This window comes from Roseibium sediminis (assembly GCF_008711325.1).
GTDB classification, from domain to species: Bacteria; Pseudomonadota; Alphaproteobacteria; order Rhizobiales; family Stappiaceae; genus Roseibium; species Roseibium sediminis.
On the sequence record NZ_VXDB01000010.1, the window covers coordinates 130,645 to 142,342 of the forward strand.

Genomic DNA, 11,698 nt, shown 5'->3' on the forward strand with positions numbered 1-11,698 from the left:
TGCCTTTAAAGCAAGGCAAGCTACTTCATCGCCTGAAGAACGGACACATAGTTGGCAACAGCTGCGCCGCCCATGTTGAAGATGCCGCCGATTTCCGCGTTTTTGACCTGAATGTCACCGGCTTCACCGGCAAGCTGCATGGCTGTCATGACATGCATGGAGACGCCCGTTGCGCCTATCGGGTGCCCCTTGGCCTTGAGGCCGCCGGACGGATTGACCGGCAGTCTGCCATCCATCTCGGTCCAGCCTTCGAGAATGGCGCGGGCACCCTCGCCTTCCTTGGTCAGGCCCATGGCTTCGTATTCGATCAGCTCGGCAATGGTGAAGCAGTCATGGGTTTCGACGAAGGAGAGATCCTCCAGCGCCAGTCCTGCATCGCCCAGCGCCTGCCCCCATGCCTTGGAACACCCTTCGAACTTCAGGATGTCACGGCGGGACATGGGCAGGAAGTCTTGCACATGGGCCAGCGAGCGGAAGGCAACTGCCTTCTTCATGCCGAGAGCCGTTGCGGTGTCGGTCAGAACCAGAGCAGCAGCACCATCGGACACAAGGGAACAATCGGTACGCTTTAGCGGGCCCGCAACAAAGGGGTTCTTCTCGCTTTCGGCACGGCAGAAGTCGAAGCCGAGATCCTTGCGCATCTGGGCATAGGGATTCCCGACGCCGTTCTTGTGGTTCTTGGCCGCGATCTTGGCCAAGGCGTCGGACTGGTCACCGTATTTCTGGAAATAGGAGTCCGCGATCTTGCCAAACACGCCGGCAAACCCCGCAGGAATATCGCCTTCCTCTTTCAGGTAGGACGCCTTCAGAAGGTTCTTGCCGATCTCCGGTCCGGGCGTTGTGGTCATTTGCTCAACGCCAACCACAAGCACGACGCGGGCATCACCGGAAGCAATGGCCCGAACACCCTGATGCACGGCAGCGGATCCTGTCGCACACGCATTTTCAACGCGGGTCGCGGGTTTGAAACGCAACGCCGGATCGGCCTGCAAAACCAGAGAGGCCGTGAAGTCCTGCGTGGAAAAGCCGGCGTTGAAGTGGCCAAACAGGATCTCGTCGACATCTTCTGCGGAAATGCCCGCATCTTCGATGGCCGCCTTTGCGGCCTTCACAACAAGGCTCTCGACCGTTTCGTCCGAGTGCTTGCCAAACGGCAAGTGTGCCCATCCCACCATTGCTGCTGTCATAACGAACTCTCCCGTATCTCGACGGCCTGAATCTACACAGCCCCCTGCCATAGAAAGGCATATGCGGGCTGTTTTCCGGCAGCAGAGTTTCACTAACTTGCCCCGTTCGCAAGAGCCTTTTGACTAGTGCGTCAACTATTTTTATTTATTTTATTATTTTCAATATCTTATATCATTTTTTTGCCGAGAGACTTCCCAACCCCAGAGCCTTCTTCGATATCGCCGCAAATTGGCAACTCGGTCATCCGGATGTCATGTTGACCGGATAAGAACGACATGTTCGCGAGTATTTTTTCTGCATTTTCAAAAATCGAGGCCAGTACGCATTCATGCGTGCTGGCCTTTTTGACTAAACCGTCACGTGTTCACACATTCGTTTCTGATCGTTTCGCATCTTGACCAAGACAGAGCAACGCGGTAGCGCTTGATTCAAAGCGCTTTGAGTGCTTCAATTCCAACATCTTTCATCATCGCGAGGCATCCCCATGGCCGACGTTCTCTTTGCGCCTGCCAACTCGGCACACATTCGCCCCGGGTCGACCGATCCCGACTGGTGGCGCGGGGCCGTCATTTACCAGATCTATCCCCGCTCGTTTCAGGACAGCAACGGCGACGGGATCGGTGATCTGCGCGGCATCCTCAACCGGATAGACTACATTTCCGATCTGGGGGTGGACGGGATCTGGCTCTCGCCGTTCTTCACCTCGCCGATGCATGATTTCGGCTACGACGTTTCGGATTTCGAGAATGTTGACCCGATGTTCGGGACGCTCGCCTGTTTCGATGAGCTGATCGAGGCTGCCCACGCGCGCGGCCTGAAAGTGTTGATCGATCTGGTCATCTCCCACTCTTCGGACCAGCACCCGTGGTTTGTCGAAAGCCGCTCTTCGCGCAACAATTCCAAGGCGGACTGGTATGTTTGGGCAGATTGCAAGCCGGAAGGGTCCCCGCCGAACAACTGGTTGTCACTGTTCGGGGGATCGGCCTGGGAATGGGACGCAACGCGCCGCCAGTATTACCTGCACAATTTCCTCGCAAGTCAGCCGGATCTGAATTTCCATAACCCGGAAGTCCAGGACGCGGTCCTCTCCGCTGCGCGCTTCTGGCTCGATCGCGGCGTCGACGGCTTCCGGCTGGATACAGTGAACTTCTATTTCCACGACCGGGATTTGCGGGACAATCCGCCCCACATTGGCGGTGTTGAGCCCACGACGGTGAAGGCGGACAACCCGTATGCGCTTCAGCATCATCTTTACGACAAGTCCCAGCCGGAAAACCTGAAGTTTCTGGAACGCCTGAGAACGCTGCTCGATGAATATCCGGGCACGACTTCGGTGGGCGAGATCGGAGATGACGGACGATCGATCGAACTGACAGCCGCCTATACGGAAGTGGGAAAACGCATCCACATGGCCTACAGCTTCGATCTGCTGACGCCCCATCATTCTGCCTCCTATGTCCGCCATGTCATCGAGAACATGGAAAACGGGCTGGGCACGGGATGGCCGTCCTGGGCGCTGTCCAACCATGACGTGACGCGGGTGGTCAGCCGCTGGGGAGCGGATCATGATCCGGCAGAGTTTGCACCTCTGGCAACCGCGCTCCTGACTAGCCTTCGCGGCACAGCCTGCATCTATCAGGGTGAAGAGCTTGGCCTTGAAGAGGCGGACGTTCCCTATGAGTTGCTACAGGACCCTTACGGATTGCGCTTCTGGCCGAAATTCAAGGGGCGCGACGGTTGCCGCACGCCAATGCCTTGGTCATCCAAAGCTCCGTCCAGTGGCTTCACCACCGGCAAGCCTTGGCTCCCTGTGGCCGAACCTCATCAGCGCAAGTCTGTCGAGGCACAGGATGGAGTCGCCGGCTCCGTTCTTGAACTCACCCGCCAACTCCTGAAATGGCGGCGCAGCCAACCAGCCCTGCACAAGGGCAGCATCTCCTTCGTTGACAGCCCGGACGGCACTGTCATGTTCCGCAGGCAGCACAAGGGCGAGACACTCCTTTGCGTCTTCAACCTGACGGCAGCACAGGTGGAGGTCGACCTTGGCGGGTTGCCGGTGACCAATGTCGGTCCGGCGTGCTTCACCTGCGAGCAATCAGGAAACACACTCCGCCTCGGAGGACTTCAGGCCTTTTTCGGCAGTGTCTAGCCTGAGGCACAAACGGAAATGCTTTTCAGACGGGGCAGTTCGGACTAGACAGAAGCCTGCTTAATTCTTGCGTCCCCACTGCCCCGTCGAGCCTTGGCCACCGTCATGTCAGATCGCCTGCCTCTTTCCGCCTTCATTATTGCCAAAGACGAAGCGGATCGTATTGGCCGAGCGATAGCAAGCGTTGTCGACTGGGTGGACGAAGTCATCGTCATCGATAGCGGCTCTTCTGATGATACGGTTCGGGTTGCCGAAAATCTCGGCGCTCGCGTTGTTCACAATGCGTGGCCCGGCTACGGGCCACAGAAGCGGTTCGGCGAAGACCAGTGTCGCAACGACTGGCTCTTGAACCTCGATGCAGATGAGGAAATCACTCCGGACCTGAGAAGCGAAATCGAAACCCTGTTTCGCTCAGACCGCCATCTTGATGCTGACAGCTGGCGCATCATGATTCGGGATGTGTTTGCCCATGAAAGCGAACCTGCCCCATGGGCCTATGGGTATCACCAGATCCGCCTGTATGATCGCCGCCAGGGCCGCTTTTCTGAGTCCTCGGTCCATGACACGGTCCGCCCGCTTGAAGGTACGACGACCAAAAACCTGAACGGCATCATGGGCCATCGGTCAATCCGGTCACTGGACTTTCAGGTCGGCAAATACAATCGCTATTCAAACATGCAGGTGGAGGACATGCGCACGCGCGGGCGCTCTCTTCCGCGCTGGCGGTTGCTGACCGAGTTTCCGGTCTCGTTCCTGAAAGGCTATTTCGCCCGGCAATATTGGCGATATGGCTGGTGGGGCCTGATCCTGAGCATGAACTATGCTCACGGACGTTTCCTGCGGGTCGCAAAGGCCTATGAAGCCGAGCTTCTGAGCGCGACCTCGAAATAAACTTTCAAAGACAGAACTCACGCTCGGCTTGTCAAACCGCTGTCGCCATTCGGTCCTCGGATACTTCCGGCCTGTGAACGCGGATAGGCTGGCGGACACCGGCGAGCCGGTTGTACTGATCCAGACGACGAATGGTGGTTTCGGTCAGCTCGTGGCCTCGGGACAGGACAAGCTCCTGCGATGTTTCCGTGAGGATATCGTCCACCAGTACGTCGCCGACCCGAAGGTTGCGGACATAGCAGAGTGTGATTTCCTTGCCCGACATATCCAGGCCACCGTCAAGCAGCACTTTCTTCGCCAAACGCAGTAGATCGGGGTCATAAGCCTTGGACCGGATCATCAACGCTTCGAAGGCTGGGGTATCAACACCACCATCCGGACTCGCCATCCACAAGTCGGTCAGGATCTTGAGAATTCGCGCATTGAGCGGAATGTCCGAACCAATTGGGCCTTCCTTTGGAAACCCCGAACCGTCGAAGCCGCGACCGGAGAGATAAAGAACCTCAGCCACCTTCTCCAGCTGCGGGATGTTTTTCAGCAGGTCGCGCGTCTGGCGCGGAGCGTCGGCAAGAACTTCGCGCTGTTGATCGGTCAAAGGCTTGGCAGCCCGATATCTTGAGAGAATTTCCTTAGGCAGCAGCGCTTCCCCAAGCGGAGACAACATCACTGCCATCTCCAGTTCCCAGGTTTTCCGGATACCCATTGCCTTGGCAAGTTTGAGCGCATTTTGACGAATGGGTGCTGTCCTGCGAAAGGCATCGGCGTGGAACTGCGACAACATATCGATCAACAGCTTCACCGAACCGGCCAGCGTGCGCTCCAGATTATTCCGGTCATGAACCAGTCGTTTGTGATAGGAAAGCGCGGATTCCATCGCATTGAGGATCGCGTCATCGCTATATGGAGCCACGAGCACACTATAGGCATGACCGGTGTTCAACGCCTTACGGAAGAAGTCGGTTGATTCCTCCTCGGTCAGAATGATGCGTGCAGAATAGGGAGCCACGACATCAACTGCCTTGGAAAAACTGATACTGTCCGTGGGTCCAAGTTCGGCGCCACAGACCACAATTGCCGGAGTACCATGGGTTTTGAGCCAGCTGAGTGCCTTTTCCGCGTCCCTGAAGTTGACAAGATCATACTTGTCCCTCAAGAGGCGTTTAAACTTCCCATGGGTCCTCGATTGTCCGTCGACCAGAACCACTTTTTCAAGAGCGTTCGCCATTCCTGCCCTCCGGGGAGATGGTGCTAATGCGAACCACCAAATGCAACTTTGTTTCTACAATCAAGAACTATATACAACCAGAATCAGCAAACACTCCGTTAAAAAACTTATTCTTTATGCATTCTCCGTCTCTTTATTTCAAATAACCCTTCGTAAATCGTATTTATTACAATCCGATTCACTATTTCCGCATCACAATCATCGGGAGAACTACCATGGATGGTAAAACAACCGATGTATTGGTTATTGGCGCTGGCGCGGCTGGTCTTTATGCAGCAGACCTCCTGTCTCGCCATGGTCTAACCGTTGAAATAGCGGAACAAATGCGCGCACCTGCCAGAAAATTCCTGCTGGCGGGCCGGGGCGGGCTGAACATAACCCACAGCGAAGCGCTGCCCGAGTTCGTTGACCGCTACCGGGAGGCAAAAACCTTTCTGGAGCCGCTCGTTCAGTCGTTTTCGCCACAAACCTTACGTCAGTGGTGCCAAGAGCTGGGCAGCGAAACCTTTGTGGGATCAAGCGGGCGTGTTTTTCCAACAGCCATGAAAGCTTCCCCGCTCCTTCGCGCCCTCATGCAACGTCTCGACAAACACGGCGTTCGTCTTCACTCGCTTCATCGGTGGAGCGGCATTGATGCAAATGGTGGTTTTCAGTTTACGCGCCCTGATGGCACGAATGTCACCCTCAAGGCACGCGCGGTCGTACTGGCCCTTGGCGGTGCCTCGTGGCCCAGACTTGGGTCAGACGGATCCTGGCAGGATATACTGAAAGCTCGCAGTATCGGCATGGCTCCGTTCCGACCGGCAAATTGCGGGTTTCACGCCTGCTGGTCCGACATCCTGAAAGAGAGTGTGGCGGGCGTGCCCTTGAAGCGAATCGCCCTTCGTCTGGACGACAAGACCGTACAAGGCGAGGCACTGATATCGAAATCCGGCCTCGAAGGCGGTGCAATCTATGCCTTGTCTGCCGAAATTCGGGACCGAATCGAGCTGGATGGCAGCGCGACCATTTCTCTGGACCTGAAACCCGACCTGACTGTCGACGCCGTTGAAAAGCGGCTGCTCAAGCCAAGAGGCAAGCAATCTGCATCCAGCTGGCTTCGCAAGACTGTCGGGCTCGACAAGGCGGCACAGTCGCTGCTGCGGGAATCAGGCCCCTTGCCGCAACAGCCCTCCCATCTGGCCAAACTGATCAAGGGCTGCCCGGTCAAACTGACCGCACCCTATTCCATCGACCGGGCGATATCCTCTGCCGGGGGAATTCATCTCGACGAGGTGAACGAGGATCTGATGCTGAAAAAATTGCCGAACGTCTATGCGGTTGGCGAAATGCTGGATTGGGAAGCGCCGACCGGCGGATATCTGCTGCAGGCTTGTTTTTCCATGGCCCATCACGCGGCCAGCAACATCATTCGAACCTTGCAGGACGGCCACGAAACCGGAGTTCGCACATGACCAAGCTTTATGTAGATGCCGATGCCTGTCCGGTGAAGGATGAAGCCTTGAAGGTGGGCGAGCGTCACAAGGTGCCGGTCATATATGTCAGCAACGCATGGATGCGCCTGCCGGACAGCCCTTATTGCGAGCGAAAGATCGTGCCGGAAGGACTGGACGAGGCTGACAACTGGATTGCCGACAACGCAACAAAAGGGGATGTGGTGGTAACCGCCGACGTTCCCCTCGCCTCACGCTGCGTCGATGCAGGAGCCTTGGTGCTCGCTCCAAATGGCAAACCCTTTCGCGAGGATGCCATGGGGATGCGCCTTGCCATGCGGGATCTGTCGACCCACCTTCGCGAGGCCGGTGCGATTCGGGAAGGTGGACCTTCCTTCACGAAAGCAGATCGCTCCCGGTTTTTGAACCAGCTTGAAACGACCATGCGGGCGGCAAAGCGGGTTGCCGAGGGCAGCTCCTAGGGCACTTCCTGCTCAAAACCCCAAAAAGGCGCTTGCCGTAGACCGGCACCACTCCTACGTATTGTGTGTTGGTCACAGACCGACCGGGACACGAACTAGACTTGGCAAAGATTGACTTCGGCGGCTTCATCGCTGCTTTGAAATACCAAACTTTCCGTTTCTAAAGACTGCTCGACTTTGCGCGTCTCCCAACATGGGACGCCGCGCGCCCTCAATACGGAAAGGTATCTCCATGCGCGAGACCGGCACTATCAAGTTCTTCAACCATGACCGCGGCTTCGGTTTCATCACTCCGGACAATGGCGGCAAGGACGTGTTCGTCCATATCACTGCATTTGAGCAGGCTGGAATGGCGGCACCGGAAGAAGGTGCAAAAATCAGTTTTGTCGCTGAAGATGATCGCCGTGGACGCGGCAAGCAGGCTGCACAGCTGGAAGCCGTCTGATTGGCAGCTTGACCTACGCCTGATATTCAAAACGCCGGAGCCCGTCTCCGGCGTTTTTCTTTCTAAAGATCGTAATCCTGCCCCTCAATGTCCGGGCGGGTGGTCCGATTTGATCGCAAATCCTCAAGCACCTGCATGCGCGCCCGGCTTCGCTCCGGATTAAACCGGGTCACCCGGGCAATGAGCACTTCTGCGATGGCCATCAGGGCGAGGGACGAGTCCCATGCCGTGTTGACAGCCACGCGGGCCGGCAGAACATAGCTGGCCGTCCGCGCAATGGGCGACACCCAGCTGTCGGTGATGAGCGCAAGGGTTGCCCCACGTTCGGCCGCGGCATCGGCGAAGTTGATGAGCTCTGTCTGATACCGGCGAATGTCAAACACAAGCACGGCATCCTTCGGCCCGATACTCACCAGCAGATCCTGCCAGTTCGCCTGTTGGCCGCTGACATGATGGACATTGGACCGAACGATCCGCAAATGCGCTGCCATGTAGCGCGCCAGGCTGTCGGTGAAGCGCCCGCCGATCAGGTAGAGATTCTTGCGGTCATCGGCGAGTAGTTTCGTCAGCCCCTCCAACTCACCTTTGGGCAAATGAGCAAAGGTCTCGCGCACATTGTCCACCAAGGCACTGACCAACGGATCGCCAACGTCGGAATCGGCAAGCTGCGAACTTCGTGCCAACGGCGAATTCAACTGGCTTTCCAGCTCCTTTCGCAGCCGGTCCTGAAAGTCCGAAAAGCTCGGAAACCCAAGCCGCGCAACGAAGCGCAGGATTGACGGCGAACTGACATTTGCCGCCTGCGCGAACTGCGCCACTGTCCCCAGTCCGAGCATCGGATAGTTGGCCAGCAAGGCATGAGCTGCCTTGCGCTCAGTCGCAGTAAATTCGTCGAGTCGATCCCGAATGTCTTCCACAAGGGGACGATCCATCACTGCCACCTCCAGATTTTTATCACCGGCAACTTTCCCGTTGACACTGACGAAAAGCGCGTATCAAATGATACAGAAAATAATTCAGAACGCAATTTTGTAACAAATAGAACAGACATTTTGCGTTGGAATACGAAGGGCTTGGGAATGGAAATCCGTGCGACATCACGCACAGACTTGCCAGCGGTCAATGTTTTCAACCGTTCAGGCAGCAGCAGCATCGTTCTGGTGTGTGACCACGCCAGCAATCGCATGCCGCTCCCCTATGACCAGTCCCTCGGGATTTCCGAAGCCGACAAATTCGCCCATATCGCATGGGATCCCGGCGCGCTTGGCGTCAGTCTTGAGCTCTCCCGCTTGCTGGACGCCCCGCTCGTTGCCTCGACTGTCTCCCGGCTGATCATCGATTGCAATCGCGATGAGGCGGCTGTCGATCTCATCCCGGAAATCAGCGAGACAACCGTTATTCCCGGAAACGCGAACCTCTCGGACATAGAACGTCAAAAGCGCATTACGCTCTCCCATCGTCCGTTTCATCAGGCCATCGAGGAGGTACTCGACGAACGGGCGGCCAAGGGACAGCCGACTGCGGTTATTTCGGTTCACAGCTTCACCCCTGTCTACAAGGGGCAACAACGCCCGTGGGAGATCGGATTGATCTGCGGCAACGACCGGAGCCTGATCGACCCTGTCATAGACGACCTCAAGAGCCGGACGCAGTTTCAAGTCGGGGACAATGAGCCTTATTCGCCAAGGGACGGCGTCTACTACACGCTGAGCCGTCATGGCGAAAAGCGCGGCCTGCGCTCCTTGATGATCGAGATCCGCAACGACGAGATATCCACGCCCGAGATGGAAAACCGCTGGGGTGCCCTTCTCGCGCCCGTGCTGGAAAAGGCCGTCCTGTCGCAGAATGGGAGACAGCATGCCTAGACTGTTCCGCTGGTATGTTCACGGCGTTGACCGCTTCAACCGCACTCTTGGCCGGATCATCATGTATGGCGTGTTCGTCATGGCAGCGATCCTGTTGTGGTCCTCGATCTCGAAGACCTTTTTCAACCCTTCGCTGTGGACGCTGGAAGTCGCCCAGTTTGCCATGGTGACCTACTACATTCTGGGTGGCCCCTATTCCATGCAGCTCGGCTCGAACGTGCGCATGGACCTGTTCTATGCGGAATGGTCGCCGAAGAAGAAGGCGTGGTTCGATGCTTTCACGGTGCTTTTGCTGCTCTTCTATCTCGGCGTCCTTCTTTATGGCGGCCTGACGTCGACCGCCTATTCGCTGGGCTTTTTTGGCTCAAACGCCTTTGAATTTTACCACAAGCTGTTCGTGGCCTTCTTTACCGGCGGGCCAGATGCGGCCAGCGAGGTGTTTGGCTACATCGAGCGCAGCCCGACAGCATGGCGACCGGTGCTCTGGCCGATCAAGGTCGTCATGTGCCTCGGCTTCTTTCTCATGCTCCTGCAAAGCATTTCCGAACTCATCAAGGACATTGCGACCATCCGTGGAGAAGAAATCTGATGTCCTATGAGTTAATCGCAATCCTGATGTTCTCCTCGATGATGCTGATGCTCCTGACCGGGCAACGCGTCTTCGGGGCCATTGGCGGCGTTGCTGCTGTTGCGGCTCTTGCGCTTTGGGGAACAGGCGGGTCTGACATTCCATTCGCTTCCGCCATGAAGCTGATGAAATGGTACCCGCTGCTCACGCTGCCGATGTTCATCTTCATGGGCTACGTCTTGTCGGAATCGCGCATTGCAGACGACCTCTACAAGATGTTCCACGTCTGGATGGGACCGGTCAGCGGCGGTCTTGCGATTGGCACCATCTTCCTGATGGTTCTCGTCTCCGCCATGAACGGCCTGTCGGTCGCAGGCATGGCAATCGGCGCGACCATCGCCCTGCCGGAGCTGCTTCGGCGCGGCTATGACAAGCGCATGGTGACCGGCGTCATACAGGCTGGCTCATCCCTTGGAATTCTCGTACCCCCGTCGGTCGTTCTTGTGCTCTATGCCATGATCGCCCGGCAGCCGGTCGGCCAACTCTGGCTGGCCGGCGTTATTCCCGGCCTGATGATGGCTGGCATGTTCGTCATCTACATCGTGATCCGCTGCAAACTGCAGCCGCATCTCGGCCCGGCCCTGCCGCTTGACGAACGCAATGTCTCCCGGTCGGAAAAATACCGCCTGCTACTCTCGGGTGTCCTGCCGCTGGTCATTTTCGGGGCCATGATGATCCCGTTCGTCAACGGCTGGACCAGCCTTGTCGAAAGCTCGGCCATTGGCGCCCTGACAGCTTTTGCAGCGGCCCTGCTCAAGCGCCGGATGACATGGTCGATCTTCCAGACCTGCCTGCGCAACACACTCGGCATCTCATGCATGTTCATGTGGATCATTCTTGCAGCGCTTGGCTTTGGCGCGGTGTTCGATGGCCTTGGCGCGGTGAAGGCGATCGAGAACCTCTTTACCGAGCAGCTCGGTCTCAGCCCGTGGATGATCCTCATCCTCATGCAGCTGTCCTTCATTGTCATGGGGACGTTCCTTGATGACACGGCGATGCTGGTGATTGTTGCCCCGCTTTATGTTCCGTTGGTGGGCGCACTCGGGTTCGATCTGGTCTGGTACGGCGTCCTCTATACGATCACGACCCAGATCGCCTACATGACACCGCCCTTCGGCTACAACCTCTTCCTGATGCGCGCCATGGCTCCCGCCGACATCACGATGCGCGACATCTACGGCTCGATCACACCCTTTGTGATGGTCATGATCCTGGCTCTCGCGCTCGTCATGATCTTCCCGCAAATCGCCCTTTGGCTTCCTGACTATGTCTATGGGAAGTGAGCCATGGCGACAAAGAACAAATACGAGCCGGGAAAACCCGGCCAGTTCCCGGCACCAGATTGGCAGACCTGCCTGACCCGGCGCCGCAAAGACCTGTAACCAACCAGAC

Annotated in this window: 11 protein-coding genes; 8 read left to right on the forward strand and 3 right to left on the reverse strand. The window is 57.1% G+C overall.

Annotated features, from left to right (window positions below):
- Nucleotides 1-20: 20 nt before the first annotated feature.
- The gene (locus tag F0155_RS12020) at nt 21-1,187 is read right to left on the reverse strand and encodes an acetyl-CoA acetyltransferase (protein ID WP_150524755.1); all 1,167 of its coding nucleotides are present in this window, start codon (nt 1,185-1,187) and stop codon (nt 21-23) included.
- A gap of 485 nt (nt 1,188-1,672) precedes the next feature.
- Here F0155_RS12020 and F0155_RS12025 point away from each other — a divergent pair, with 485 nt between their 5' ends.
- Together F0155_RS12025 and F0155_RS12030 are read left to right on the forward strand one after the other, a co-directional pair.
- Nucleotides 1,673-3,337 (forward strand): alpha-glucosidase, encoded by a 1,665-nt coding sequence (locus F0155_RS12025; RefSeq protein WP_150524756.1) that lies wholly within the window; start codon nt 1,673-1,675, stop codon nt 3,335-3,337.
- Between the two features lie 105 nt (nt 3,338-3,442).
- On the forward strand, nt 3,443-4,228 hold the full coding sequence (locus F0155_RS12030) for a glycosyltransferase family 2 protein (protein WP_150524757.1): 786 nt from the start codon (nt 3,443-3,445) through the stop codon (nt 4,226-4,228).
- A gap of 31 nt (nt 4,229-4,259) precedes the next feature.
- On the opposite strand, the gene F0155_RS12035 is transcribed toward F0155_RS12030, so the two are convergent.
- A complete protein-coding gene (locus F0155_RS12035; RefSeq protein WP_150524758.1) occupies nt 4,260-5,453 on the reverse strand; it encodes an HD domain-containing phosphohydrolase in 1,194 nt (397 codons plus the stop codon).
- Nucleotides 5,454-5,668: 215 nt separating this feature from the next.
- Here F0155_RS12035 and F0155_RS12040 point away from each other — a divergent pair, with 215 nt between their 5' ends.
- The 3 genes from F0155_RS12040 (at nt 5,669) to F0155_RS12050 (ending at nt 7,813) form a co-directional block, all read left to right on the forward strand.
- Entirely contained in the window at nt 5,669-6,907 is a 1,239-nt protein-coding gene (locus F0155_RS12040; protein WP_150524759.1) for a TIGR03862 family flavoprotein, read from the forward strand.
- Complete coding sequence (locus tag F0155_RS12045) at nt 6,904-7,368, forward strand: YaiI/YqxD family protein (protein WP_150524760.1); 465 nt, start codon at nt 6,904-6,906, stop codon at nt 7,366-7,368. Before F0155_RS12040 ends, F0155_RS12045 begins: the two co-directional genes overlap by 4 nt.
- Nucleotides 7,369-7,600: 232 nt before the next feature.
- Entirely contained in the window at nt 7,601-7,813 is a 213-nt protein-coding gene (locus tag F0155_RS12050) for a cold-shock protein (RefSeq protein ID WP_150524761.1), read from the forward strand.
- A gap of 62 nt (nt 7,814-7,875) precedes the next feature.
- Here F0155_RS12050 and F0155_RS12055 read toward each other — a convergent pair whose 3' ends face one another.
- On the reverse strand, nt 7,876-8,760 hold the full coding sequence (locus tag F0155_RS12055) for a MurR/RpiR family transcriptional regulator (RefSeq protein WP_425299923.1): 885 nt from the start codon (nt 8,758-8,760) through the stop codon (nt 7,876-7,878).
- Between the two features lie 132 nt (nt 8,761-8,892).
- Between F0155_RS12055 and F0155_RS12060 the strand changes: the two genes are divergently transcribed.
- From F0155_RS12060 to F0155_RS12070, 3 genes are read left to right on the forward strand one after another with little or no spacing between them, the layout of a single operon-like run.
- Complete coding sequence (locus F0155_RS12060) at nt 8,893-9,678, forward strand: N-formylglutamate amidohydrolase (RefSeq protein ID WP_150524763.1); 786 nt, start codon at nt 8,893-8,895, stop codon at nt 9,676-9,678.
- A complete protein-coding gene (locus F0155_RS12065; protein ID WP_150524764.1) occupies nt 9,671-10,267 on the forward strand; it encodes a TRAP transporter small permease subunit in 597 nt (198 codons plus the stop codon). The genes F0155_RS12060 and F0155_RS12065 overlap by 8 nt, the downstream gene beginning before the upstream one ends.
- Nucleotides 10,267-11,589 carry a TRAP transporter large permease gene (locus F0155_RS12070; protein ID WP_150524765.1) on the forward strand — a complete coding sequence of 441 codons (1,323 nt, stop codon included), beginning with the start codon at nt 10,267-10,269 and terminating at the stop codon, nt 11,587-11,589. Before F0155_RS12065 ends, F0155_RS12070 begins: the two co-directional genes overlap by 1 nt.
- Nucleotides 11,590-11,698: the final 109 nt, after the last annotated feature.